Here is a 26,748-nt window from a genome sequence, read left to right as displayed (position 1 = left end):
ACCGATCCAGAGGGGCTTAGCTCCAATGGCACTGGTCAGCCTACTGTCACTCTGCATAACGACGTGCCGGTCATCAGCGTTTCCCCAGAAACCATCGATGAAAACTCCGCTACTGCGGGTACCGTCGCTGGCCGCTTCACTGCGACTGATGAAGAAACACCACGCGAGGGCCTGACTGTTTCCTTCACCGGTAACAGCAACGTAGACGGTTACTACAGCCTGTCTGGCAACAACGTTGTGTTGACCCAGAAGGGCGCGGATTTTGTTAACGCCGGTAATCAACTGCCGAAGATTGACCTGACGGTTACCGATCCTGAGGGGCTTAGCTCCAATGGCACTGGTCAGCCTACTGTCACTCTGCATAACGACGTGCCGGTCATCAGCGTTTCCCCAGAAACCATCGACGAGAACTCCGCTACAGCGGGTACCGTCGCAGGTCGTTTCACCGCGACCGATGAGGAAACGCCTCGCGAAGGCCTGACTGTTTCCTTCACGGGTAACAGCAATGCTGACGGCTACTACAGCCTGTCTGGCAATAACGTTGTACTGACTCAAAAAGGCGCTGACTTCGTTAACGCCGGCAATCAACTGCCGAAGATCGACCTGACGGTTACCGATCCTGAGGGGCTCAGCTCCAATGGCACTGGTCAACCGACCATCACGCTGCACAACGACGTGCCAGTGATCAGCGTCGCGCCAGTCACCATCGACGAGAACTCTGCTACAGCGGGTACCGTCGCTGGTCGCTTCACTGCGACTGATGAAGAAACGCCGCGCGAAGGTTTGACTGTTTCCTTCACCGGCAACAGCAATGCTGACGGCTACTACAGCCTGTTTGGCAACAACGTTGTGCTGACTCAGAAAGGTGCGGATTTTGTTAACGCTGGCAATCAACTGCCGAAGATTGATCTGACGGTTACCGATCCAGAGGGGCTTAGCTCCAATGGCACTGGTCAACCGACCGTCATCCTGCACAACGACGTGCCGGTCATTAGCGTTGCGCCAGTCACCATCGACGAGAACTCCGCTACAGCGGGTACCGTCGCTGGCCGCTTCACTGCGACTGATGAAGAAACGCCGCGCGAAGGTTTGACTGTTTCCTTTACTGGAAACAGCAACGTAGACGGCTACTACAGCCTGTCCGGCAACAACGTTGTGTTGACCCAGAAGGGCGCCGACTTCGTTAACGCCGGCAATCAACTGCCGAAGATCGACCTGACGGTTACCGATCCTGAGGGGCTCAGCTCCAATGGCACTGGTCAACCGACCATCACGCTGCACAACGACGTGCCAGTGATCAGCGTCGCGCCAGTCACCATCGACGAGAACTCTGCTACAGCGGGTACCGTCGCTGGCCGCTTCACTGCGACCGATGAAGAAACGCCACGCGAAGGCCTGAATGTTTCCTTCACCGGCAACAGCAACGTAGACGGTTACTACAGCCTGTCTGGCAACAACGTTGTGTTGACGCAAAAAGGTGCCGACTTCGTTAACGCCGGCAACCAACTGCCGAAGATCGACCTGACTGTCACTGACCCTGAAGGCTTGAACTCTCACAGCACTGGGCAGCCGACCGTCATCCTGCACAACGACGTGCCGGTCATCAGCGTCGCGCCAGTCACCATCGACGAGAACTCTGCTACTGCGGGCACCGTCGCTGGCCGCTTCACCGCGACCGATGAAGAAACACCACGCGAAGGCCTGACTGTTTCCTTCACCGGCAACAGCAACGTAGATGGCTACTACAGCCTGTCCGGCAACAACGTTGTACTGACGCAGAAGGGCGCTGACTTCGTTAACGCCGGCAACCAACTGCCGAAGATAGACCTGACTGTCACCGACCCTGAAGGCTTGAACTCTCACAGCACTGGGCAGCCGACTGTCATCCTGCACAACGATGTGCCGGTGATCAGCATCGCGGCCAATACCCTCGATGAGAACGCTGCTAAAGCGGGCACTGTCGCCGGTACCTTCACGGCCTCCGACGAAGAAACGCCGCGCGCGGGTCTGACGATCACTTTCACCGGTAACAGCAACTCGGACGGCTACTACAGCCTGTCCGGTAACAACATTGTGCTGACCCAGAAGGGCGCGGACTTCGTCAACGCCGGCAATCAACTGCCGAAGATCGACCTGACCGTCACCGACCCTGAAGGCCTGAATTCCCACAGCACCGGGCAGCCGACCGTGATTTTGGTCGACGACACTCCAACCGCCAGCAACGGCTACATCCAGAGCAACGAAGACACCTCGGTCGAACTGACCTGGGCCACCTTCGGCGTCAAGGATGAGGACTCCGCTAACCCGAAAGTGGTGTTCACCAGCCTGCCTGCCGGCGCCATCGAGTACAACGTCAACGGCACGTGGGTCAAACTCACCACCAACGATCTGAAGACCGATACCTCGGCGGGCAAGTCGTTCAGCCAGGCTGACTTCGATAACCACAATGTGCGTTACACCCCGGCAGCCAACGAGTCGGGCGATAACAGCTTCGGCGGCACCGGCGTGGGTAACATGCAAGGCGATTACACCCAGCTGAAGTTCCAGGCTACCGACGGCAACTCCTACAGCGACACCAAGACCATCACTGTGGATATCCACCCGGTGACGGACGTTCCGGTCGTGACGGTCGGCGCGTTCGGCGCTGTGCCGACAGGCTTGACCATTCAAACCTGGACCGGCGGCACCCTGCGCACTGATTTGGGGACCAACGGTAACGGTGTGGTCAACTCCAGTGACCTGATCAAGGTGATCGACGCCAAGACCGCTGCGAGTGCTGTCTCTACGGGCGTGACCAGCAGTGTCAGCAACAGCAATGTGGCGGATGGCACCGCGACCAAGGTCTCTGGCCTGATCTACCTGGAAGCCGGCAAGAGCTATACCTTCACCGGTACCGCCGATGACAGCCTGGCAATCACTGTAGGCGGCAAGTTGGTCGCCAGCGAGACCTGGAGCAAGGGCAGCGCGATTACCGGGACGGCCTATACGCCGACCGAGTCGGGCTATTACACCCTCGATATCTACCACTACAACCAGGCCGGCGCGGGCAACTACGACGTCAATGTGTCGATCAACAATGGCCCGTCGATGTCGCTGGGCAACAGCGGCGTGCAGACCTACACCAGCGTGGACGCGTTGAAAGCGGCCGGTGCGGTCCTCGGTGACAGCCACGTGGTCAACGGCGAAGGCTATTACACCGGCTACGTCTACAACCGTGGGCCGGAAGACACCGCCATCAAGGTCGCGCCGATTACCACCACGTTTGTCGACAACGATGGTTCTGAATCCCACAAGGTGGAAATCAGCGGCTTGCCGGCAGGCACCGTGATTACCGACGGCACCACGGGGCACAGCATCACCTCGACTGGCGCAACCACGCTGTACGATGTCAGCACCTGGAACCTGAAAACCCTGACGGTTACACCGTTCAAGGACTCCACCGCCAGTTTTGATCTGACCGTGAAAGCGACGGCCAAAGAGTTGAGCACCGGCGTTGAAGCGGTGACCACTGGCAAAGTGAGCATCGTGGTCACTGCGGTCAATGACGCGCCAACCCTGGACCTCAGCACCGTCGACGGCTCTGTTGCCACTGGCTTCAGCACCTCGTACACCGAACGCGGCACCAACGGTGTTGCGATTACCGGCAATGTGGCCATCGCTGACGTCGACAGCACCCAGATGCAAAGTGCGACCATCACCCTGAAAAACGCCAGTTCGGGTGACGTGCTCAGCTCCAACCTAGTGGCAGTGGGCGGTACCTACAAAGGCGTCACCGTGACCAGCGTCGGCACCGACGTCAGCGGCAAGATCGTGCTGACCCTGTCGGGTGTGGCGGATGCAGCGACCTACAAGGCGCTGCTCGAGTCGTTCCAGTATTCCAGCACCAGCAAGTACCCGGCCATTGGTGACCGCACCATCGACATCGCCGTGACTGACAACGAAGGTAGCAACAGCCTGAGTTCGTCAGTGGCGACGACCACCATCACGGTCAAGCCCCAGGTCTACACCCCTGTCACCGAAGGCGGTGCGGCGGCGGATACCATCGACCTGGGTTCCAGCTCGGCCAACAACATCGTGGTCGGCGACAAGGGCGGTATCACCACCCCGGGCAGCAACTACAACATCGCGTTTATCGTCGACACCTCGGGCAGTATCGGGTCGAGTGCGATGTCGTCGATCAAAACCCAGCTCTCCAGCATTTTCGATACCTTGATCGCCAACGCCAAGCTGACGGGGTCGGGTGTGGTGAAAGTGCTGCTGGTCGACTTCGATACCAAGGTTGAATCCCAAGTGTCGGTCAACCTGGCCGACCAGGCTGCCGCCAAGGCTGCCCTGCAGGCCGTGTTGAACAATATGGCCTCCAACCCGAGTGACGTGACCAACTACCAGGATGCCTTCAACGCGGCGACGGCCTGGTTCAAGAGCAGTGACGCTACCAGCAACGCCGGTGCAAAAAACCTGACGTATTTCATTACCGACGGTGAGCCGAATGTGTACAACGCCACGTATGACAACATCAGCCTGGGGTATACCAGTTCCTGGTGGGGTTCTAACGTCACCTTCGACAACAAGGTCAACAGCGGCACCTACACTTTGGGCCAGACGACTCCGGTCACCGCAACGATCTACGGCCAGACGCAGGTCATTGTCGACAAGGACGGCAAGGTGTACTCGTACGACTCGTCCGGCAACAAGACCTTTGAAGGTTATGTTGTGTCTGACGGCCGCGGTGGTTTCGACGTCGCGGGCGCTGCCGGCAACTCCGGTCGTTATGACTACGCGCTGGAAAACGCCAAGGCCGCTTACACGGCGTTGACGACTGCGGTCTCGAACGGTGTTGAAGTACAAGCCATCGGCCTGGGCAACAACGTCGATAAGGACATGCTCCAGAAGTACTTCGATACCGACAAGACGGTCAGCACGATCGACACCGCGAAACTGGCGGATACCATCACCGGCCATACCGCCGATGCGGGTGCCGACAGCGTTTCCGGCGGTTCGGGCAACGACATCATCTTCGGTGACCTGATCAGCTACAAAGGCCAGGAAGGCAGTGCGGCACTCAAGGCGTTCGCCGCTGAGAAGCTGTCCACCACTGTCGACCAGATCGATGATCGCACCTTGCATCAGTACATCACCGAGCACGTGCAGGACGTCGGTGCACTGGCCAACGCGTCGAACATCTATGGCACCAATGATGGCGGCGACACCCTGATCGGCAATGCCGGCAACGACATCCTGTTCGGCCAGGGCGGCAACGACACCCTCTCCGGCGGTGCCGGCAACGACATCCTGGTGGGCGGCAAGGGTAACGACATCCTGACCGGCGGCGCGGGTGCAGACACCTTCGTATGGCTCAAGGGCGACACCAACACCAGTGGCGGCTTCGATCGCATCACCGACTTCAAGCACGGCGAAGGCGACAAGCTGGACCTGTCCGATTTGCTCCAGGGCAATAACGACAACAACTTGTCCAGCTACCTGAAGCTGACCACCGACTCTGCGGGTAATTCGACGTTGAGCGTCAGCAGCACCGGGTCGTTCACGGCGTCGGGTGGCGGCACGGCTGATGTCACCATCAAGGTCGATGGCGCCAACTGGGGGGCCGGCAGCACCGCGATCAACAACCTGATCGCCGGTGGCGACTTGACCGTCAAGCACCACGACTGATCACCCACGGGGCGTCAATCTTTCGAGATTGGCGCCCCGTTGGCATCGGCTTCGGAAAAATGCGTGTAATCTCTGGGGGGCCGTGCGCGGCGCCTGCAGGGATTTTTTATTGGGAGAACGTTGATGTTCTACGTGCAACGCGATCAACACAACGCTTTGATTCGCGTCGAGGCGCAGGCCTACGCCGAAGCCACCGAGACGCTGCCGGCTGATCATCATGAGATTCAGGCGTGGTTTGCCGATGATCTGGTCGACAACAGCCTCAAACAGCTCAAGCAAAGTGACCTTGAGATGATTCGAGTGCTGGATGACTTGATCCAGGTACTGATCACCAAGAACGTGATGAGCATCACCGACTTGCCGCCGGCAGCACAGGCCAAGTTTTTGGAGCGTACCCAGGCCAGGGCGGCGTTGGGTGGCTTGAGCGAGTTGATCAATGACGATGAAACCGGTTTGATCTGACGCCCACGCACCTCCTTCACGGCGTACCCGTCAAGGAGGCACGATGCGTCAGTGCTTCACTTCCAGGGCGCCGGTTCTCCGACCAGTTGGCCTTGCACGCCTTCAATACCCATCTCGCGAATCACTCGCAACTCACCCTCGGTTTCTACTCGCTCGGCAATCAGCGGCAGGTCAATGCTGTGGGCGGCGCGCTGGATCGCTTCGATAAAGAAGCGCTTATGGCTTTCCTGGTCGATGGCTCGGATGTAGCTGCCGTCGATCTTGAGGTACGCCAGGCCCAGGTTCGCCAGGTTGCCGATCATGCTGAAGCGGCCACCGAAACGTTGCAGGCCGAGGCTGTACCCCAGGCTGCGCATACGGCGGGTAAGACGCTCCAGCTGGGTTTGCTCAGGCACTTGCTCTTCGCCGATCTCCAGCGTCAAGCGCGGCCCCAGAGCCGGGTGCTGGGCCAGGCGTTCGAACACCCGCTCCAGGGCCTGTGGGTCATTCAAGGTCGCGGCCGAGAGGTTCAGCGCCACCGCTGGGGTGTGCTGCGTCAGGTGCTTGATCACCAGGTCGAGCATCAGTTGATCGAGGCGCGCGGTCCAGCCGAAGCGCTCCAGCCAAGGCAGGAAGTGGCCGGCCGCGATGGTCTGGCCCTGATTATCGAGCAGGCGGGACAGCACCTTGTAATGCAGCACCTGTCGGGTGTCGCTGCTGCTGACTACGGGCTGGAAAAACAAACGGAAGCGCCCTTGGTTCAGGGCGTCGTCGAGCAATGTGTGCCAGCTGTGCGGGTCGTCGCTGGTGGTGCCCGTGGTCTGGTGTTCCAGGCACACCCAGCTTTGGCCAACGCTGGCTTCAGCCTGGGCCAGTGCCTGGTCGGCCAGCATCAACAGGTCTGCCGAGGCATCGCCAGGGTTGTACGGCGCCAGCCCGATGAAGGCCACGGTCGACAGGTCGGTGGCGCCCGTTTCGTGCAGGCTTTGCAGGGTGCTTTCCAGCGCCTGGGCCAGTTGCAGCGCTTCGTCCCGCACCAGGCCAGGGGCAAGCACCGCAAACTCGCCACCTCGACTGCGGGTGATCAGGTTTTGGGTTTCCGGGTATTTGGCACAGGTTCGCACCAACTGCTGGCTGACGGCCTGCAACAGTTGGTCGGTACGCTGCCCGCCCAGGCGCTGGTTGAGGCCGCTCAAATCGTTGACCCGCAACATCAGCAGGTAGCCCGAACTGGACTCTTCGAGGTTGCTGACCCGCGATTGCAGTTGCATCTCGAAGTAGCGACGGTTGGCCAGCCCGGTCAGGCTGTCCTGATAGGACTCCACCCGCAGCTTCTCGCTGCGCTCGGTCTGCTCATGGAACAACGCCTTGAGCTTCTCCACCATCTGGTTCATGGCCTGCACGACGCGGCGCAATTCGGGGGTGCGGGGCAGGTCGGGCAGGCTGAGGAACTCGCGACGCGCAATGGCGTGGGACTGCTCCACCATATAGTCCAACGGCTTCAACTGGCGGCGCAGCAACAGCGCGCCCAATACCGCACTCACGGCACCGCAGATCAGCAGCCAACCCAGGCTGCCCAGTGCGCTTTGCCAGAGTTTTGCCAGGGCAAACATCGGGTGACTGACCACTTCAACCCGTGCCGCTTGCTGCCAGCCACGGCTGACGATGGCATCGCCGCCGGCCGGCGCCAGGCCGATCATCTTCACGAACCAGGCCGGTACGCTGCTGGCGTCCGGCTCGGCGGCACGCTCCACCAGCACCTGGTTATTACTCAGGTCCACCACGCGGATGCTTGCGTAGTAGCCACTGTCAAAGATCGAGCTGACCATCAGTTCGGTCATCGCCGGATCGTCGATGTTCGGCGTCAGCGACAATGCCAGCGCGGTGGCCGCGTCCTGGGCGTGGGAGCGCAGTTGGTTGACGTACTGGGTACGCGAACTCTCCAGGCTGACGATGAAGCTACCGCTGAACGCGACCACCAGGAACACGCAGATAGCGATCAGCAATTGTTTGAACAGTGACATCGTAGCTCCTGTTAATTATCCGAACTGGCCGGAAACCCTTCTGCGCTCATTTTCTTCAACACGTCCTGCCAGCGTGACAGGCGCTTGGTGTCACCGACTTTTTTGTTGCCTGTCGCGCCGGTCAACCACAGCCCTTCGCCGTTGAACGCATAGACAGGCAGCAGGTCCGGACGTTGGCTGGCAGGCAGGATGGGGTCCATCAGGCTGTCCAGCACCAAGGGCATGGCTTCGGGGCTTGCATAGTATGTCAGCACCATATGCGCACGGTTCTGGCGCAAGGCCTTGACGTAGGTTATGCGCAGCTTCTCGGCCGGTACGCCCAGATGCCGCAGGCTGAAGTATTTGGCGATGGCGTAGTCTTCACAGTCGCCTGCGCCTTTCCACAGGGATTGAATGGGGGTCGCCCAATAATCAATCTCGTGCCACAGGTCGATGTCTTCCTCGTAGTGCAACTGGCGGTTGAAGAACAAGTTCACTACTTTGAGCTGCTCGCCCTCACTTACCTGCTTTTGCGTCGACAGCAATTGTTGCCACGCATCGATGCGCTGACGCCCGGGGCCCAGCGGCCCGTAAAGCGACTCGGCGCGGCGGCTGATCTGGCTGAAATCCCAATCGGCGAGCAAATCGCCCAGCAGGCCGCCACCCAGCAACAGCGTGATGGCAAGACCGTACAGAATCCGCGGGAGTTTAAAGCGTAACGCCACTGCGATTACCCAAGCTTGCAGCATTGAAGGTGCGGCAATGGTGCGGTGATACTGGGTAAAAAACAATGGCACGATGAAATCACCGCCATTGAATTGGAGTAAATATGCGTCAGGAAATTGGCCTTTTTCCGCTCGTCTGAAAGGGTGGTGTGGGTTTCATCAAAATAATGACACCTTGTTAGCGCTGTCACAGAATATGGCAACGAAGACGCCTACAAAAAGACCTGCGGTGAAGCCTCACCTTGCCGACCTTTCACGTCTTTAAATGGCGCTGTAAAGGAGCTCCGGCTATGAGCCGCACTGATGATCTATTTGCCTTATTCGGCAAGGGCGTTTCCCGGGACCCTACGGGAAGAAATGCGCGCTTGCACTTTTTTGGCAGCATTCCGTTCGATGATGGCACTCGGGTAAACCAAAAAGAGGGTTCGCGCCTAAGTGCTCAGGGGACTTATGCCCATGAACACCCACAAAATGAACCATTGAGCGCGCTGCGCCCGACCGTTGTGGCGTTGGTGTCAGTCAATGGTGGCGTGGGCCGCAGCACCTTGGCTACGGCGCTGAGCAGCGGCCTGCAGCGTCTGGGTGAGTCGGTCGTGGCGGTGGACCTGGATCCCCAGAATGCCTTGCACCAGCACTTCGGTGTCGATCGTGAGCTACCTGGCGTGGGCCGTAGCAGCCTGCTCAACAGACCCTGGCAGAGCATCCTGCAATCGGGTTTCGCCGGATGTCAGGTTATCCCCTTTGGTGACACCGACACCCAACAGAAGGAAAACCTGCAACGTTGGTTGACCCGTGAACCGAAGTGGCTGGCTCAGCGCCTGTCGGCACTGGGGCTGAGCGAAGGGCATACGGTGATCGTCGATACTCCCGCAGGGAACAACGTTTATCTCCATCAGGCCTTGAGCGTGGCCGATATTGTGCTGGTGGTCGCCCAACCGAATGCCGCATGCCTCGGCACGCTGGATCAATTGGATGCACTGCTGGCGCCCCACCTTGAGCGTGAACGCCCACCCCGTTGTCACTTTGTGATCAATCAACTGGACGAAAACTCGGCGTTCAACCTGGATATGCTCGATGCCTTCAAGCTGCGTCGAGGCGAATACCCATTGGAAGTCGTCCACCGTGATCCGGCGATCAGCGAAGCCCTGGCCTTTGCGGCCGACCCGCTGGCCGGCTCGGTCCCGAGCCTGGCCGGTGACGATATCAGTGAACTTTGCCGGTTATTGATCGCCCGTAAAAAGCGCGTGTAAAGCACGGTTTATACGCTTGACGCCAGATGCTTATGCACAATCGGTGGGGTACAGGTGTCACGAAACTGCTGTTTTGTGCAACCGTTCTCAACACGCCGCAACTGCCTGTTTTACGTGCGTTTTATTCTGTGAACAAAAAATGAACAACGTGGCTTTTTGCCTCTAGCGCAGATGACCACAGGCCTTGTAACGATTCCATCAACAGAGTTATCCACAGGCTGGAGTGCGACAATCCTGCCCCTTAATCGCGCTCGGCAAGCACCATCAAGTTGCGTGGTGTCAATGCCGTTTCGCAGAAGCTGCCCACTTCGACCCTGTAGCCACGTTCGGCCAGAAACAGTGCCCGATCCAGGACCAGCCACACCTCAAGTGGGCGCCGAAACAGCCCACGCAGCAACTCCAGGTTCCTGACCTCGGCCAAACGTTGCCAGCCGTGCGCCTCCAGCGCCGCCCAATCCTGTTCACCTGTGGATAACCCTTTGAGGCTGGCCAACGCCTGGCAGTAGTCGGCGAAGGGTTTGTCCAGCCAACCGGCGGGCAGGGACGGTGTGGGCAGGTACTCGTCGCAGTGGCGTAACTGGCGTTGTAACTGATCGAAACCCAGGCGGCGGGCCATTGAGGTGTCCCGCTGCAGCCGCACGCGTTTGCCGGCCGTAACGGTTTCGCTGAGGGGCAGGCCAAGGTCGTCGACCGACAGCTGCAAGGTGGAAGCACGGCCCGCTTCGGACAGCGGCTGGTAGGCGTCCGCGTGGATGCGGTTGTAGCAGCACGGCGCTACGGCCAGTTGCTTGCAGCCGGCGGCACTGGCCAGTTGCAGCAGGCGCACATGCAGGTCGCCGCAGGCATGCAGGGCGACGGGGGTGTGCTCGGGGTCTAGGCTTACGTCCGCCATGACATCTTGCAGGCGATGGGTGACGGGCAGGCCATGGTGGTCGCTCAAGGCCTGGCCTGCCGCGATCAGCGCCGGGTCGTATTCCAGGCAGGTCAGTTGCTGGCCGGTGTGCAACAGGCGGCGGCCGAGGTGGCCCTTGCCGGCGCACCAGTCCAGCCAATGCCGGGGTGTTTGCGCAAACTGCAACGCGGCGCCGAAGGCTTCAATTTGCTGCCATTTACGCCCGGGTACGTCGACATTCAGGCGGCGCGCCGCGGGTTGCAGGGGCTGCGTCGGTAACTTATCCACAGCACTGAGGCGCAAGGCTTCGCGGGCCAGTGAGGGAAAAGGCGCTGGCGCCGGTAGGGTGTGGGGATGGTTATGGCTGGTTTCCGCGTCGGACAACGAGCGTTGACGCAGCCATCGGGCCAGTTGCGGATGCTCGGTTTCCCAAGGCAGTTGCCTATGAACAAAGGGCCGTGGTCGCCACAGCCCTTGGTGCTCGATCAGAAACGCATCCAGCGCCTCGAAGCGGGCTTCAACGTCCCTGGCAGGCATCGACGCGCAGCCAGCGTTCCAGCAGCCTGAAGCCGCGTACCAGCAGGAAGGAGATCAGCAGGTAGAACACGCCGGCGGTGAAGAACATCTCCACCGTCAGGTAGTTGCGCGCGATGATCGTCCTGGCCATGCCGGTCAGCTCCAGCAGGGTCACGGTGCTCGCCAGCGAGCTGGCCTTGAGCATCAGGATCACTTCGTTGCTGTAGGCCGGCAATCCGATGCGCGCGGCCCGGGGCAGGACGATGTAGAACAGCGTCTTGGGCCTGGACATGCCCAGCGCACGGGCGGCTTCGATTTCTCCAGGCGGAATGGCCTGGATGGCACCCCGCAGGATCTCGGCGATGTACGCGGCGGTGTGCAGCGTCATGGTGGCGGTGGCACACCAGAACGGGTCGCGCAGATACTTCCACATGAAGCTTGAGCGGATGCTGTCGAATTGGGCCAGGCCGTAATAGACCAGGAACAACTGCACCAGCAGCGGCGTACCGCGAAAGAAAAAGATATAGGCGTAGGGCAGGGCGCGCACAGACAGGTGCTTGGACGAGCGCGCGATACCCAGGGGGATGGCCAGGATCAGGCCGAGGATCACAGCGATGCTCACCAGCTCCAGGGTCAGGATGGCGCCCTGGATAAACTTCGGCAGCCACTTGATGATGACTTCCCATTCCATTACGTCGTCCTCACGAAGCCGCGGGCGGCGCGTTGTTCCAGGAAGTGCATGGCCACCATCGACAGCGACGTCAGGCCCAGGTAGATGAATGCGGCGACCATATAGAAGGTGAAAGGTTGTTTGGTGACGGTTACGGCAATTTGCGCATGGCGCATGATTTCCTCGAGGCCGATGACCGTGACCAGCGCGGTATCTTTCATCAGGATCAGGAACAGATTGCCCAGGCCCGGCAGGGCGATGCGCCACATCTGCGGCATGATCAACCGGGTAAAGATACGAAACTTCGACAGGCCCAGCGCCACACCCGCTTCGCGGTGGCCTTTGGGAATGGAGATGATTGCACCGCGCAGCACTTCCGTGGCGTAGGCGCCGAAACACAGGCCCAGGGCGATCACGCCAGCGGCAAAGGCGCTGAGGGACAGGTCGGGAATGTCGAGCAACTCACCCAATGAGCGCATGGCGTTGATCGTGCCGAAGTAAATCAGCAGCACCCACAGCAGCTCCGGCACACCGCGAACGATTGTCGAGTAAGTACCGCCCAGCCATTGCAACGGCTTGTACGGGGAAGTCTTGGCCAGGGCACCGGCGAGGCCGAGCACCAGCCCCAGGCATAGCGCCGTGAGCGCCAGTTTGACGGTCATCAGCGCGCCGGCAGCGAGCGCCGGGCCGAATCCGTAGAGATCGAAATTCATGGTGTTTTCATATCGCGGCAGGCATTGCTGAAAGCCGGCGCGCTCAAGTAAGCGCGCCGGGCAGGCCGTTCAGGTCATTCGATGCTGAACGGGAAGTACTTGTCGTTGATCTTCTTGTAGGTGCCGTCTGCCTTGATCTCTGCCAGGGCTTTGTTCAGGCGCTCGCGCAGCGGGTCGCCCTTGCGTACGGCGATACCGATCTTGTCGCTCTCGACAACCGGGTCGCCCTTGAACTCGTAGGCCGAACCGTCTTTGCTCTTGAGCCATTCGTACTGCACGTACTTGTCGGCGAGGATCCCGTCGAGGCGGCCGGACGTCAGGTCGAGGTAGGCGTTTTCCTGGGTGTCGTAGAGCTTGGCTTCGGTGTCAGGCAGCTTGTCTTCCAGGTAGGTACCGGCCAGCGTCGCGCGTTGGGCGCCGATGACCTTGCCCTTCAGGTAGCCGGCGTCGGTCTTGAAGTCTGCGGTGGCCTTGGGCGCGATGAACTGCAGCTTGTTGGAGTAGTACGGGTCGGTGAAGTCGACGGCTTGCTTGCGCTCGTCGGTGATCGACAGCGAGGACACCAGAAAGTCGAATTTCTTGGCATTCAGGGCCGGGATGATGCCGTCCCAGTCGGACACGTACACGTCGCACTTCTCGACTTTCATCTTGGCGCACAGGGCGTCGCCGATGTCTTTGTCGAAGCCGACCACTTGGCCGCTGGCGTCTTTATTGTTGAACGGCGGGTAGGCCGCTTCGATCCCCATGGTCAAGGTTTCTGCCATGGCCGTGGCGCTGAACGCCATCGAGACGGCCGCGGCCAGAAGGAATTTTTTATAGTTCTGCATGCATGTTGCTCCGTTAGCGGTTGCTGGACATGAATTGTTTGCAGCGCGCCGAAAGCGGGTTTTCAAACACCTGCTGTGGCGATCCTTGCTCTTCGATCAGGCCCTGGTGGAGGAACACCACTTCACTGGAGACCTGACGGGCGAAGCCCATTTCGTGGGTGACCAGCAGCATGGTGCGGCCTTCTTCGGCCAGCGCGCGGATCACATTAAGTACTTCCTGGACCATTTCCGGGTCAAGGGCTGAAGTGGGTTCGTCGAACAGGATGACCTTGGGCTGCATCGCCAGGGTGCGCGCGATGGCGGCCCGTTGTTGCTGGCCGCCGGACAATTGCGCGGGGTAGGCATGGCGCTTGTCGGCGATACCGACCTTGTCCAGCAGGGCTTCGGCCACTTCTATGGCCTCGGCCTTGCTCTGGCCGAGCACACGGCGAGGGGCCTCGATGATGTTGTCGAGGATGCTCATGTGCGGCCACAGGTTAAAGTTTTGAAACACAAAACCGATTTCGCTGCGCAGGCGGTTGATCTGCTTGCCGTCGGCGGCCTGCAGCTCGCCGTTTTTCGCGGCCTTGAGCTTGAGTTCTTCGCCGGCCACGAGGATCTGGCCCTGGTGCGGGTTTTCCAGCAGGTTGATGCAGCGCAGGAACGTGGACTTGCCGGAACCGGAGGAACCCAGGATCGAGATCACATCGCCGTCGCGAGCGGTCAGCGAGATACCTTTGAGTACCTCCAGCTCACCATAGCGTTTATGCAAGTTGCGGATTTCAAGCGCGGGCGTGGCCTCGGCCATGTGGGGTCCTCATTGTGTTCATTGCGATCTTCGCTGTTGGGCCGCCTTCCTGGCGAGGCGCCAAGCTAGCATAGCGTCCTGATGGCGGCCAACAGCGTGGCGGGCGGTAAACGGGCGGTGTACGGCAGGGTGTCGCATCGGCACAGCAGGGTGTCGCGCCATCAACAACCGAACAACCGTTTGAACCCGTGAATCCCGCAGGCTTCGCGTGAAAAAGGGCGCGATGGTGCCAGCTTTGGCCGGGTGTTGGAAGGGTTAAACCGGCAAACGGTAGTGATCGGCCCTTTTATGGCGCGCCGCGTACTTTTCGTGTGTGGTTTTGGTGCACTTGTTCGTCTTGAAAGTGAGTCGCACGGTAACGCTATAGCGGAATGCCATTGTTCTCAATGACTTGCGATGACTGTTGAATCGTCCTACAGGCCGCGTCAATCGCGGCTTTGTAACATTTTGGCGCAAATCTTGCGTAAAAAATAAAGAACGCCCTGTTGGTTTCTTTTCACGAGGAAGAGCCCAGGCCGGGCGGACCGTTTTCGCAATTCCTCGCAAAGGTGTGTCAATGAGTAGTACGCAAAGCTCCAATGACCTCGAACAGGGGCTCAAACCGCGTCACGTCACCATGCTGTCGATTGCCGGCGTCATTGGTGCCGGTTTGTTTGTCGGCTCCGGCCACGCGATTGCTGCCGCCGGCCCTGCGGTGCTGCTGGCATATGCCGCAGCGGGTACGCTGGTGGTCTTGGTGATGCGCATGCTGGCCGAAATGGCCGTGGCGTCGCCGGACACCGGTTCGTTCTCCACCTACGCCGACCGTGCGATCGGTCACTGGGCCGGTTTTACCATCGGCTGGCTGTACTGGTGGTTCTGGGTGCTGGTGATTCCATTGGAAGCCAACGCCGCCGCGACCATTCTCAACGCCTGGTTCCCGGATGTGGCCATCTGGGCCTTCACGCTGGTCATCACGTTGCTGCTGACGGCCACCAACCTGTTCAGTGTGAAGAACTACGGTGAGTTCGAGTTCTGGTTCGCGTTGATCAAGGTCGTGGCGATCGTGGGCTTTGTGATCCTAGGCCTGGCGGCGATTTTCGGCTTCCTGCCGACCAGCCAGGTCAGCGGCGTTTCCCACCTCTTTGACACCCAAGGCTTTATGCCCAACGGCATGGGCGCGGTATTGGCCGCGATCCTGACCACCATGTTCTCCTTCATGGGCACCGAGATCGTCACCATCGCCGCCGCTGAATCGAAGAACCCGGGCCAGCAAATCACCAAGGCCACCAACTCGGTGATCTGGCGGATTGGCTTGTTCTACCTGTTGTCGATCTTCATCGTCGTGTCCCTGGTGCCTTGGAACGATCCGACCCTGGCGGCGGTAGGTTCCTACCAGACCGTGCTGGAACGCATGGGTATCCCGAACGCCAAGCTGATCGTCGACCTGGTGGTCCTGGTTGCCGTGACCAGTTGCCTGAATTCGGCGCTGTACACCGCTTCGCGCATGCTGTTCTCCCTGGGCCGTCGCGGCGATGCACCGGCCGTGGCCAAGCGCACCAACAAGAGCGGCACGCCTTACTGGGCGGTATTGCTGTCAACCGGCGCGGCGTTCCTAGCGGTATTTGCCAACTACGTGGCACCGGCTGCGGTGTTCGAATTCCTGCTGGCCAGCTCTGGCGCCATCGCGTTGCTGGTGTACCTGGTGATTGCAGTGTCGCAACTGCGCATGCGCCAGAAGCGCATGGCGGCGGGCGAGAAAATTGTCTTCAAGATGTGGCTGTTCCCGGGCCTGACCTACGCGGTGATGGTGTTTATCGTCGGCACATTGACCATCATGCTGTTCCAGGAAGCGCACCGGGTCGAGATCATCGCGACTGGGGTCTTGAGCTTGCTGGTAGTGGCGGCCGGGTTGATTGTGTCCAGCCGTCGCAAGGCGCAGAGAGTGGGCGCTGCGGTGCTGAATTGATGTGATGGAATGCGGTGCTTGATTGCGCCGCAGTTCAAATGTGGGAGGGGGCTTGCCCCCGATGGCGGTGCGTCAGTCGACATCTAATTGACTGATACCACGCTATCGGGGGCAAGCCCCCTCCCACATTTGGTTTTGCGTCAGTCTTGGGCGTTGGTGAGAGCCTCAGATGCGGCGACGTAATCCGCCTGGAACTGCGGCGATTCGATCCACGCCAGTGCGGCGGCTTCATCGTCGCTGTCGGTGGCCCACTGCCGATACTCGATCAGTGCCGCCAGGATAAAGTCGGTGGCTTCTTCTTCGCCTTCCTGCTCCAGCACCAGCGCGAGCAGGGGGTGGGCCAGGAATACCGCGCAGAGGGCCTGCTGGCTGGTCTCGCCGGCGGTGCGCATCTCCACGAACAGCTCGGTCAAATCCACTGATTCAAGGTCAATCCGGTCGTCATCGCCGGCAAACGCATCCGGCTTGCTCGCGACGGCGCGCTGGGTGCGGTTCTGCTTGGCCTTGGCCTTGGCCCGGTGGGCACGTTTTTGCTGCTTGTTCGGCGAGGCCATGGGCTCACGTCCTTGGGTCAGGATCTGGGTGGGGTATTGAAGCGCAGGTTGAGGGAAATCCCAAGGGTATCCGCCGTTAATTGACCGTGTTGCAGCCATGCCAATGCAATCGGCCACAACCGATCCTGATACTCGCTGCGAAAGAACGCGAAATGTCCGACCTGTTTTTCGCCGATGTCTTCAGGTGCAATGCGCAGATGGGTGCGCTCGCTGCCATCGAAGTAACCCAGCAACCGTTCAATCGCCGCCACGGTGCCGAAGGGGTCATCGGTGATGCTGATCGCCAGCATCTGCGCCTTTACGCGACTGAATGGCAACTGCGCGAGAGCCCGCCCGCTGGGCCGCGTCTCATACCTGGGCGTTGGCGTGCTCCAGTCGCGCACCACGCCTGCCGGCGTATCCTCCAGCCAACCCAGGCGCTTGCCGGGGAAATACCCGCAGAGTGCCGTGACCATCGGCATGACCACATGCCATTTGGCAAACATCTGCCAGCGCCCGGCGGCGGCGTAATCGCGCCAGTAGGCGAACTGCGCGCCCACGGTCACGATTCGCCGGATCGCCGCGCCGGATGCCCCCAGTCCCGCCGCACAACCGCCAAAACTGTGGCCGACCACATCAATCGGCTGGCCTGGAAACTCCCGCTGTGCCCGCAGCAGGATCGCTTCGAAATCCAGCGTGCCCCAATCCGACCACGACGCCTTGAACCCACGCAACGAACCGCTGCGCGACTCGCCAATGCCGCGATAGTCATAGGTGATCACGTCGAAGCCGTTGGCGAACAGGTAGTCGGCGAAACGTGAGTAGTGGCGGCAGCGCACGGAGGTGGCGGCGTTGATGATGACGACCGGGCGTTCGCGGTCGGTGCGCGGGTGGCGCCAGGTGAAGCCGCCGAGGGGATGGCCGTCTGCGGCGGATTCGAGGAATGCTTCTTGGGTGGGGCGGGTTGGCAGGTTCATAGGTCCGCTCGATCCGTGCGCTTTTTTGTGGTGCTTGGAGGCTCACGCGCTTTTTATAGGGAGTCGAAATTAACAAATTTAGCGCTCCATGGGTGTGAAGATGGCCATGACGCTCGACCTTGGCCGTTTGGGTGCATAGGCTGACGATCTTTCGATTGATCTGAGCTCGACCATGACCCGCGACACCCTCGAACACCACCAGATCCCCGTCTACTTCGCCGCTGTCCTCCTGGCTGGTGCTTTCGGCCTGCTCGCGCCTTCGTTGGCCCAGGGCCTCGGCGCGCTGGTCACGCCCGCCATCGCGGTGTTGATGTATGCGATGTTCCTGCAAATTCCTTTTCTGGACCTGCGCCAGGGCTTGGGCCACAAGCGCTTTCTGTCGGCGCTGCTGCTGGCCAATTTCATCCTCGTGCCGTTGCTGGTCTGGGCCTTGACCTGTGGCCTGGTGGAGCGCCCTGCGTTGCTGGTGGGCGCATTGCTGGTGTTGCTGACGCCGTGTATCGACTATGTGGTGGTGTTTACCCATATCGGTAAAGGCGACTCGCGCTTGATGCTGGCGGCGACGCCGGTGCTGTTGTTGCTGCAGTTGCTGCTGTTGCCGGTGTACCTGGGGTTGATGCTGGGGGCGCAGTCCGGGGTGGTGGTGCAGGCGGGGCCGTTTATCGAGGCGTTCCTGTTGTTGATCGTGTTGCCCATGGCGCTGGCGGTGATCACCGCATTCCTGGCGCGGCGCTCATCGGGCGTCAGCGCCTGGAGTGATGCCTGGGCGTGGTTGCCGGTGCCGGCGATGGCGCTGGTGTTGGTGGTGGTGATCGGTTCGCAAATCACTTCGGTGGTGCGTGACATTAACCTGCTGCTGCCGGTGATTCCGGTATACGTGGCGTTCCTGTTGCTGGCGCCGGTGATCGGGGCGTTGTCTGCGAGGCTGTTCGCGCTGCCGGCGGCGACGGCACGGGCGGTGACGTTCAGCGCATCGACGCGTAACTCATTGGTGGTGTTGCCGCTGGCCCTGGCGTTGCCAGAAGACGTGCGCGGCGTGGCGGCGACGGCGGTGATCCTGCAAACCCTGGTCGAATTGGTCGGCGAGTTGATCTACGTGCGCCTGATCCCGAGGCTGGTGTGGCCTGCAGGCCGGTGAAATGTGAATGTTCAGGTTTGTTCAGGTGCTATTAGGGATACGTTCGGCACTCTAGGTCGGCGTTCCCTACCTGACAGGCCAACCCATGGATCACTGCAACCGTTTCCGCCTGGAGTCCCTGGGCATTTTCCTGTTCGCGCTGTTGCTGTTCACGCTGGGTATCTGGGACCAGCAACCCCAGGGCTTTGACGGTCGCTGGGCGCTGTTCCTGCAGGAAATGTTTCGCCATGGCGCGAGTCTTTTTCCCACCACCTATGGGCAGCCTTACGCGGACTACCCTGGTACCGCGACCTTCTTCAGTTACGTATTTGCCCGGTTGTTCGGTGCGCCCAACCATTTGGCCAATGTGCTGCCCACTGCCCTTGCATCCGCCGGGGTCGTAGCCTTGATCTATCGCTTGCTGGTCCCGGCGAGTCGCCCGTGGGCGTTGCTCACGGTGCTGCTGACGTTGCTCACTACCCAATTGCTCGAGAAGTCCCGCTCGGTATGCCTGGACCAGATGGTGGCGTTGCTGTGTGTCGGCAGTTTCTACCTGCTGCACAGTGGTGAGCGCCTGGGCTCACGGTTCAGGCAACTTGCGGTGTTCCCGCTGTTCATCCTGGGTTTCGCGATACGCGGCCCGCTGGGCTTGATCGAAGTCTGCGGCGTGGTATGTGTGTATTGGGCGCTGGGCAGCCCTGGAGAGCGGGTCAGGCAGGTGTTGATCCACGGCATCGTCGGCCTGGTGTTGCTGGCGGCCTGTTGGTGGCTGTTGGTGAAGCTGGCGCGCATCAGCGGCGGCGATGGGTTTGCCGATGAAGTCTTCAAGATGCAAGTGGGCGGGCGCCTTGATGAAAGCGGCGAGCCGTTCTATTTCTACTTCCAGCTGAGCCTGTACCGTTACTTCCCCGTGGTGCCGCTGGCGTTGGTCACATTGGTTGCGCTGCGTCATCGTTGGGCGGAGCGGTTTGATAACCCGGTGCAATTGGTGGTGCGGCTCGGTGCCTGTGGGTTGATGATCCTGCTTGGCTTGTCGGTGCCGCATTTCAAGCGTGCCTATTACATCCTGCCCATGGTGCCGATGTTTGCGGCTGTCGCGGCCTATGGGCTGCTTCAGGCGCAAGGCTGGCTTTCGGGCGTGCGCAGGGGCTACGAGTGGCTTGTCGCGGCGTTGCCGGCGCTGTGCGTGGTTGCCGTGTTGGTCTGTCGGCATGGGTGGCAGAAGCACGGTTACTGGCCTGACGTCTCGTTGCCGCTGTTGGTGGGGGCGCTGGTGATCCTGCAAGTGGCGGCCGTGCTTGCCTGGCGGCGAGCGGGGCGGCTGGTGTGGCTCAGCGCGTTCGCGCTGGGTGCGCAATGGCTGGTGCTGGTGACGGTCGTGGAGCCTGCCAAGGATTTGCAGTTCGACACTCGGCAATTCGTCAGCCAGGTGGAAGCGCTTCGCGTATCGCAGCCTGGGCAACTGGTATTCCTGAATCTCGGCAGGGACACCTGGGCGGTGCGCTACATGATGAATCTGGATCATGACGAGCAGCCGCTGTTTGTCGGTGCTGCAGATGTTGAGCGATTGAGCGCGTTACCGCGACCGTCGTGGGTCATTGTGGCGCGCAAGGAAACCGCGTTGCTCAAGGGCACGCCTCTGGAGCATCAGGTGCCAAGTTTTGAAGGGCGTTTGAATGACAACCCACTGATGGTGTTTCGGCTGGAATGAATCAGCCGCCTCATCTCAAAATCGCGACTTGGATCACTCAAATTGCAGACAATAAAAAACCCGCACTAGGCGGGTTTCTTATGTGTTTCAGATGACGTTTGCACCACCTGAAACTAATTAGTGGTGCCCAGAGACGGAATCGAACCGCCGACACGGGGATTTTCAATCCCCTGCTCTACCGACTGAGCTATCTGGGCAACGGGGCGCATTAAACGGGTTTTTCAGGGGGTCGTCAAGCAAGTTTTCAAAAAATATTTAATTATTACCGTCGCTTACGTGCCGACCCCGGTTTTTGATCAATTATTGAGCAGGCGGCACGTAGCCGTCAGCCTTGGCGTAATCCTCGCCGGAAAAGAACTTGTCCATTTCGCCTGACAGGTATTTACGGTCTTCGGCGTTCATCATGTTCAGGCGTTTTTCATTGATCAGCAGTGTCTGGTGTTTCAGCCAGTCGCCCCATGCCTGGGCGGAGATGTGATCGAAAATGTCCTGGCCCTTCGCACCTGGGTACGGAGGGCGTTCCAGGCCTGGCAATTCTTCGTTGTACTTGCGGCACATTACGGTGCGGGTCATGACGACTCTCCTGCGTTCAATACATCGGCCGCGCGTTTCAGCAGTTTCTTTACCGGGGCGGCAAGGCCCAGGCGCGGCGGGGTGGCGAGGTTATACCAGAGCCAGTCGGCCTCGGCCACGTGATGGGCGGATTCCTCGACCTGCACCAGCCAGGGTTCGATGGCCAGCTGGAAGTGGCTGAAGGTGTGGATCAGCCCCGGCAGTGCCTGGTGCTTGCCCAGTTCGAGTGCGTGCTGGTTGGCCAGGTGTTCGAGGTCTTGCAGGTCGTCCAGTTCGGGCAGGCTCCACAAGCCACCCCACAGGCCGGTGGAAGGGCGGCGGTAAAGCAGGATGGCGCCTTCGGCATTGGCCAGCATCGGCATCAGCGTGCGCTTCTGGGGGATGGTCTTGCGCGGCTTGGGGATCGGGTAGCGCGTCTCCAGGCCGAGCATATGGGCTTCGCAGTTTTTTTCCAGCGGGCACAGCAGGCAGCTGGGTTTGCTGCGGGTGCAGAGGGTGGCGCCCATGTCCATCATCGCCTGGGTGTAGGCGTTGACACGGTCATGGGGTGTGAAGCGCTCTGCGGTGGCCCACAGCTGCTTGGCCACCTTGGGTTCGCCGGGGTAGCCCTCTTGTGCGGTAAAGCGCGCCAGCACGCGTTTGACGTTGCCGTCGAGGATCGGCGCACGCAGGCCCATGCTCAGGCTGGCAATCGCGCCGGCGGTGGACAGGCCGATGCCGGGCAACTCGGTAAGTTTTTCCACATCCCTGGGAAACTCGCCGCCGTACTCGGCCACGATGATTTTCGCGGTCTTTTGCAGGTTGCGCGCCCGAGTGTAATAACCCAGGCCGGTCCACAGGTGCAGCACTTCGTCCTCCGGCGCGGCGGCCAGGGCTTCGACCGTTGGCAGGGAGGCCATAAAGCGGTCGAAGTAATTGAGCACCGTGCTGACCTGGGTCTGCTGCAGCATGATCTCCGAAACCCACACCCGGTAAGGCGTGATGCCCTGCTGCCAGGGCAAGTCATGGCGGCCGTGGCGGTCGTACCAGTCCAGCACCGCCGTTGAAAACTGCTCGTTTTTCATCGTTTGAACAGGCCTTTCAAAGCATCTTTGAGCTGCGGGTTGACCTTGTCGAGCTTCTCTTCCAGCTTCTCGCTGAGCTTGTTGCCGGCCGCCTTGATCGCGACCTGGCTCAGGCCGTCCTTGTCCAGGCGGCAGGCCTTGGCGCCGAGTTCCAGCGGGCCACGGCAGCGCAGCGGCACTTCGATGCCCTGGAAGTTGGCGCCTACTTCGCAGGCCGGGTCCGGTACTTCGCGCTGGTCGCCTTCGACGATGATGCCGACGCGGTAATCCATGCCCAGTACGCGCAGGTCGACGTCACCGTTGCCATTGACCGCCAGCCCGGGTATGCGCACTTTCAGGTCGGGGTTGTTGGCGACGCCGTTACGGAAGGTCAGGTTGCCCTTCAACTCCTGGAACGGTGTGTCCTTGCCGCGTTGTTCGCCGCTCAAGGTCTTGCGGTTGAGCAGGGCGATACCGGTGCACAGTTGCTGCTCGAGGTTGGCGTTGAGCAGCACGCCGTTGTTGATCACAAAGCTGGCGGTACCGTTGAGGCTGTCGATCAGGGCTTTCTGGCTATTGCCGCGGCCGCTGAGGTTGCTGTCGAGGGTGACCTGGCCTTTCACCGGCGGCGTTTGTCCCTGGGCCTGCAGGATGCGTTCGACCGGCACCTGCTTGATCCGGCTTTGCAGGGCCAGCAGTGGAATGTCCTGGCGCACGTCGAGGCTGCCGTTGGCCTGGAAGGTGCCGTTGTAGAGCCCGCCACTCAGGGTCTCGAGCTTGAGTTGGCCGTCGACGCCGGACGCTTTCAGCACGGCATTCTGGATCGGCAATTTACTCAGGGTCAGTTGGCCGAAGGCGAGGTCGGCATTCACATCCAGCTTGCGCAGGTGGGCCAGTGGCAGCAGTTTGTCGGTGCTCCAGGCGCCTTTGGTCGGTGCTTCCGGCAGTGGCGTGGTGCCCCCGGCCGCCATGGCGCCGGCTTCGCTGTTCTGCACTTCGGCCTGGCGGGCGGCGGTCGCGCCCTTGGCGGATTCGGACTTGGCCGGCAGGTAGTTGTCGGCGTTGAAGGTATCGCCCTTGAGCTGCACGCGCAGCGCCTGCTTGGCAAAGTCGTCCACGGCGACGCGACCGGTAAAGGTGCTGCCATCGAGTTTCAGGTTCAGGTCTTCCAGCGCCAGGCTGGTCGGCGTGCCCTTGAGGCGGCTGACCAGCTCGACCTTGCTCAGGCTGCCCTCGGCCATGGGCGGCAACGGGTTGCCGACGCTGTCGAGGAACTTGGCCAGGTCAAACTGGGCGATGGACAGCGCGCCGCTGAGCTGCGGGGTCTTGTCCAGGTCGTTGACCTTCAGCTCGCCCAGGGCGCGCAACTGGTTGGCCGAGAGTTTAAGGTTGGTCCATTCGGCGATATTGGCCGCTTGGTCCACCAGTAGCTGGCCTTGTGTGGAGAAGGTCACGGTCTTGCCTTGCAGCGGCTCGCCAGTGGCTTCGCCGGTGACTTTCATGTCTTCGAACTGGTAGCGCTTGAGCGCGCGTTCGATACGCAGGTTGCCGTTGAGCTCGGTCTTGACGCGCATCACCGGCTGGTTGCTGCCGAAGAAGGCGGTGAGTTTCACCGGGATGCTCGCGCCTTCGTGCACGGCGCCGGTGCTCAGCTGGATGCTTTCGGCGCTGAATTGCTTGCCGGTCTGTTCATCGTTGTATTCGACGCGGGCGTTGTTGACCGTCAGGCTGTCGATATCCAGGCGGATCGGCTTGGACGGTTTTTCCGCTTCGGGCTCGGCAGGCGCTTGCGCTGGCGCGGGGGTTCCGGCAGTTGCCACCGGTGCGGTCTTGCCGATGTCTTCCCAGTTGCCATGGCCCTGCTTGTCGCGGTTGAGGCGCAGGTTCAGGCCTTCGACCCGCACATCGCTCATCTGTACTTCGCGACGCAGCAGCGGCAGCACGCGCACCGACAGGCCAAGCATTTGCAGGTCGGCGAAGGGTTGGGTCGGCGTGGTCAGGGTCGCCACGCTGGCTTCGTGCAGTTCAAGGCCGAGCCAGGGGAACAGGCTCCAGCCGATATCGCCATTGAGCGTCAGCTCGATGTGGGCCTTGTCGCGGGCAATCTGGCGAATCTCGTCTTTATAGTCGTTGGGATCGAAGAGATGGGTCAGGGCAAAGCCCAGAGCCACAATGATCAGCAACAGCCCGAGAAGTACCAGACCCAGGATTTTGCCGAACGCTTTCATGGGCGAGTCCTTGTATGTCGATTTCAAAATTTAGCCGCAGAGTATAACGCCCGACGGCCTGCGTCAGTTCACCGATCGTTACATTGTATCCACAGGTCGGGAAGCGGGTTTTTGACGCCAATAAAACCGAAAAATCGCAAAAAGATGATGTCATTTTGATTTTTCTGTCATCCGCTAATGCTAATCTTCAGCCGTTCGTTCGCCTTCTGCGACTTATCGTCGCGCCAAAATGGAGCTTCACTCTACAAAAACGGCCACGCTTTGCGTGCAAGGCCGAGGGAGAGAGCGCCTGACGAACGCATACTAATAACTGGGGGATACATCAATGAGCAGCAGCACTGTGGCGGGCAATACCGCCCCGCAGCCTGCGTTCCTGTCCAAGGAGCGCATTATCGCCAAGCCCGGCTTCAACCGCTGGCTGGTTCCACCGGCCGCCCTGGCCATCCACCTGTGCATCGGCATGGCCTACGGTTTTTCAGTGTTCTGGCTGCCGCTGTCCAAGGCGCTGGGTATCACTAAACCGGTTGCCTGTGCGCCGGACATGAGCTTCATCGCCCAAGTCTTCTCGTCCCAATGCGACTGGCCCATCTCCATGCTGGGCTGGATCTACACCCTGTTCTTCATCTTCCTGGGTTGCTCGGCAGCGATCTGGGGTGGCTGGCTGGAACATGCCGGGCCGCGCAAGGCCGGTGTTGTGTCGGCGTTGTGCTGGTGCGGCGGCCTGCTGATCTCGGCGCTGGGTATCTATACCCACCAGATCTGGCTGATGTGGATCGGCTCCGGGGTCATTGGCGGTATCGGCCTGGGCCTGGGTTATATCTCGCCCGTATCGACCCTGATCAAGTGGTTCCCGGATAAGCGCGGCATGGCCACCGGCATGGCGATCATGGGCTTCGGCGGCGGCGCAATGGTGGGCGCCCCGCTGGCCGCTGCGCTGATGGGGCACTTTGCTTCGCCGACCAGCGTGGGCGTATGGCAGAGTTTCCTGGTCATGGCTGCGATCTACTTCGTGTTCATGATCGGCGGCGCGCTGTCCTACCGCGTTCCACCCACTGGCTGGAAGCCTGAGGGCTGGACCGCACCGGCGAAAAAAGCCAGTAACGCGATGATCACCCACCGTCACGTGCACGTGAATGTGGCGTGGAAAACCCCGCAATTCCGCTTGGTATGGCTGGTGCTGTGCCTGAACGTGTCGGCCGGTATCGGCATCCTCGGCATGGCTTCGCCGCTGCTGCAGGAAGTGTTCGGTGGCAAGCTGCTGGGTGTCGATGTGCCGTTTGGCCAACTGGACGCCGGGCAATTGGCGTCGATTGCCGCCATCGCTGCGGGCTTCACCGGCCTGCTGAGCCTGTTCAACATCGGTGGCCGGTTCTTCTGGGCGTCGTTCTCAGACTACCTGGGGCGTAAAAACACCTACTTCGTGTTCTTCGCCCTGGGCTTTGCCCTGTATGCGCTGATCCCGAACCTGGGGCACCTGGGCAATGTGGCGCTGTTCGTGGCGGCGTTCTGCATCATCCTGTCGATGTACGGCGGTGGCTTTGCGACTGTCCCGGCCTACCTGGCGGACCTGTTCGGTACCCAGATGGTCGGCGCGATCCACGGTCGCCTGCTGACCGCCTGGGCAGCGGCGGGCGTGCTGGGCCCGGTGCTGGTGAACTACCTGCGTGAGTATCAACTGAGCATCGGCGTTGAACGCGCTGCGGCCTATGACATCACCTTGTACATTCTCGCCGGCCTGCTGGTGCTGGGCTTTATCTGCAACATGCTGGTCCGCCCGGTGGCCGACAAGTACTTCATGACCGACGCGGAACTGGCCGCCGAGCAGGCGCTGGGCCATGACAAGGGTGCCGATGCCAGCACTTCCCTGGAGTGGAAAGCGGCACCCGGCACCGTGCCGTTGGCGATCGCGGCCTGGCTGGTGGTGGGTATTCCGTTGGCGTGGGGTGTGTGGGTGACCCTGCAGAAGACGGCGGTACTGTTCCACTAAGTTGAATACAAGCGGGTGCACCATCCTGGAGCACCCGCTTGTGTATACATGTCTATCCTCGACATTACCCGCCTCAACTCGTCAGTCTTATCCCCTTCGATGTTTCTGTTTAGCGCCCGCGCCCCTATAATGGCTGC

The 26,748-nt window shown here is 60.6% G+C and carries 19 protein-coding genes and 1 tRNA gene; 7 read left to right on the top strand and 13 right to left on the bottom strand.

The window, feature by feature from the left end; translation table 11 throughout:
• Positions 1 to 63 precede the first annotated feature (63 nt).
• Together AC07OP_RS14410 and AC07OP_RS14405 are read left to right on the top strand one after the other, a co-directional pair.
• Entirely contained in the window at positions 64 to 5,670 is a 5,607-nt protein-coding gene (locus AC07OP_RS14410; RefSeq protein ID WP_495101407.1) for a beta strand repeat-containing protein, read from the top strand.
• 123 nt (positions 5,671 to 5,793) lie between these two features.
• Positions 5,794 to 6,132 (top strand): tryptophan synthase subunit beta, encoded by a 339-nt coding sequence (locus AC07OP_RS14405; RefSeq protein ID WP_065940728.1) that lies wholly within the window; start codon positions 5,794 to 5,796, stop codon positions 6,130 to 6,132.
• 56 nt (positions 6,133 to 6,188) lie between these two features.
• On the opposite strand, the gene lapD is transcribed toward AC07OP_RS14405, so the two are convergent.
• Positions 6,189 to 8,135 carry a cyclic di-GMP receptor LapD gene (gene lapD, locus AC07OP_RS14400; RefSeq protein ID WP_141156503.1) on the bottom strand — a complete coding sequence of 649 codons (1,947 nt, stop codon included), beginning with the start codon at positions 8,133 to 8,135 and terminating at the stop codon, positions 6,189 to 6,191.
• An 11-nt stretch (positions 8,136 to 8,146) separates the two neighbouring features.
• Positions 8,147 to 8,863: a cysteine protease LapG gene (lapG, locus tag AC07OP_RS14395; protein WP_495101413.1), complete on the bottom strand. Its 717-nt coding sequence runs from the start codon at positions 8,861 to 8,863 to the stop codon at positions 8,147 to 8,149.
• A gap of 266 nt (positions 8,864 to 9,129) precedes the next feature.
• Here lapG and bcsQ point away from each other — a divergent pair, with 266 nt between their 5' ends.
• A complete protein-coding gene (bcsQ, locus tag AC07OP_RS14390; RefSeq protein ID WP_495101406.1) occupies positions 9,130 to 10,089 on the top strand; it encodes a cellulose biosynthesis protein BcsQ in 960 nt (319 codons plus the stop codon).
• Positions 10,090 to 10,330: 241 nt separating this feature from the next.
• On the opposite strand, the gene AC07OP_RS14385 is transcribed toward bcsQ, so the two are convergent.
• The 5 genes from AC07OP_RS14385 to AC07OP_RS14365 all read right to left on the bottom strand — a co-directional run bounded on the left by AC07OP_RS14385 (position 10,331) and on the right by AC07OP_RS14365 (position 14,494).
• The gene (locus AC07OP_RS14385; protein WP_495101405.1) at positions 10,331 to 11,518 is read right to left on the bottom strand and encodes a methyltransferase; all 1,188 of its coding nucleotides are present in this window, start codon (positions 11,516 to 11,518) and stop codon (positions 10,331 to 10,333) included.
• Complete coding sequence (locus AC07OP_RS14380) at positions 11,499 to 12,188, bottom strand: ABC transporter permease (protein WP_065925766.1); 690 nt, start codon at positions 12,186 to 12,188, stop codon at positions 11,499 to 11,501. Before AC07OP_RS14380 ends, AC07OP_RS14385 begins: the two co-directional genes overlap by 20 nt.
• Positions 12,188 to 12,880 carry an ABC transporter permease gene (locus AC07OP_RS14375; protein WP_027605092.1) on the bottom strand — a complete coding sequence of 231 codons (693 nt, stop codon included), beginning with the start codon at positions 12,878 to 12,880 and terminating at the stop codon, positions 12,188 to 12,190. The genes AC07OP_RS14380 and AC07OP_RS14375 overlap by 1 nt, the downstream gene beginning before the upstream one ends.
• 74 nt (positions 12,881 to 12,954) lie before the next feature.
• A complete protein-coding gene (locus AC07OP_RS14370; protein ID WP_115486518.1) occupies positions 12,955 to 13,707 on the bottom strand; it encodes an ABC transporter substrate-binding protein in 753 nt (250 codons plus the stop codon).
• Between the two features lie 13 nt (positions 13,708 to 13,720).
• Positions 13,721 to 14,494, bottom strand: a complete 774-nt coding sequence (locus tag AC07OP_RS14365) for an ABC transporter ATP-binding protein (protein ID WP_027605090.1) — start codon at positions 14,492 to 14,494, stop codon at positions 13,721 to 13,723.
• Between the two features lie 556 nt (positions 14,495 to 15,050).
• Here AC07OP_RS14365 and gabP point away from each other — a divergent pair.
• Complete coding sequence (gabP, locus tag AC07OP_RS14360; RefSeq protein WP_495101404.1) at positions 15,051 to 16,442, top strand: GABA permease; 1,392 nt, start codon at positions 15,051 to 15,053, stop codon at positions 16,440 to 16,442.
• A gap of 140 nt (positions 16,443 to 16,582) precedes the next feature.
• On the opposite strand, the gene AC07OP_RS14355 is transcribed toward gabP, so the two are convergent.
• Both AC07OP_RS14355 and AC07OP_RS14350 read right to left on the bottom strand, forming a co-directional pair.
• Entirely contained in the window at positions 16,583 to 16,996 is a 414-nt protein-coding gene (locus tag AC07OP_RS14355; RefSeq protein WP_141156507.1) for a hypothetical protein, read from the bottom strand.
• Between the two features lie 17 nt (positions 16,997 to 17,013).
• The gene (locus AC07OP_RS14350) at positions 17,014 to 17,952 is read right to left on the bottom strand and encodes an alpha/beta hydrolase family protein (protein ID WP_495101403.1); all 939 of its coding nucleotides are present in this window, start codon (positions 17,950 to 17,952) and stop codon (positions 17,014 to 17,016) included.
• A 172-nt stretch (positions 17,953 to 18,124) separates the two neighbouring features.
• On the opposite strand from AC07OP_RS14350, the gene AC07OP_RS14345 reads away from it, so the two are divergent.
• Positions 18,125 to 19,090 carry an arsenic resistance protein gene (locus tag AC07OP_RS14345; protein WP_495101402.1) on the top strand — a complete coding sequence of 322 codons (966 nt, stop codon included), beginning with the start codon at positions 18,125 to 18,127 and terminating at the stop codon, positions 19,088 to 19,090.
• Positions 19,091 to 19,175: 85 nt separating this feature from the next.
• Positions 19,176 to 20,780, top strand: a complete 1,605-nt coding sequence (locus AC07OP_RS14340) for a glycosyltransferase family protein (protein ID WP_495101401.1) — start codon at positions 19,176 to 19,178, stop codon at positions 20,778 to 20,780.
• Positions 20,781 to 20,901: 121 nt separating this feature from the next.
• Here the strand turns inward: AC07OP_RS14340 and AC07OP_RS14335 are convergent.
• The 4 genes from AC07OP_RS14335 to AC07OP_RS14320 form a co-directional block, all read right to left on the bottom strand.
• A tRNA-Phe gene (locus AC07OP_RS14335) sits at positions 20,902 to 20,977 on the bottom strand.
• 103 nt (positions 20,978 to 21,080) lie between these two features.
• The gene (locus AC07OP_RS14330; protein WP_027605083.1) at positions 21,081 to 21,353 is read right to left on the bottom strand and encodes an oxidative damage protection protein; all 273 of its coding nucleotides are present in this window, start codon (positions 21,351 to 21,353) and stop codon (positions 21,081 to 21,083) included.
• Positions 21,350 to 22,417 carry an A/G-specific adenine glycosylase gene (gene mutY / locus AC07OP_RS14325; RefSeq protein WP_495101400.1) on the bottom strand — a complete coding sequence of 356 codons (1,068 nt, stop codon included), beginning with the start codon at positions 22,415 to 22,417 and terminating at the stop codon, positions 21,350 to 21,352. Before mutY ends, AC07OP_RS14330 begins: the two co-directional genes overlap by 4 nt.
• A complete protein-coding gene (locus AC07OP_RS14320) occupies positions 22,414 to 24,624 on the bottom strand; it encodes an AsmA family protein (protein WP_141156511.1) in 2,211 nt (736 codons plus the stop codon). Before AC07OP_RS14320 ends, mutY begins: the two co-directional genes overlap by 4 nt.
• A 325-nt stretch (positions 24,625 to 24,949) precedes the next feature.
• Here AC07OP_RS14320 and AC07OP_RS14315 point away from each other — a divergent pair, with 325 nt between their 5' ends.
• Positions 24,950 to 26,611 (top strand): OFA family MFS transporter, encoded by a 1,662-nt coding sequence (locus tag AC07OP_RS14315; protein ID WP_115486508.1) that lies wholly within the window; start codon positions 24,950 to 24,952, stop codon positions 26,609 to 26,611.
• Positions 26,612 to 26,748 lie beyond the last annotated feature (137 nt).

It is taken from the genome of Pseudomonas sp. GW821-FHT09D08 (assembly GCF_059416305.1).
This window is presented reverse-complemented; position numbering and strand designations above follow the sequence as displayed.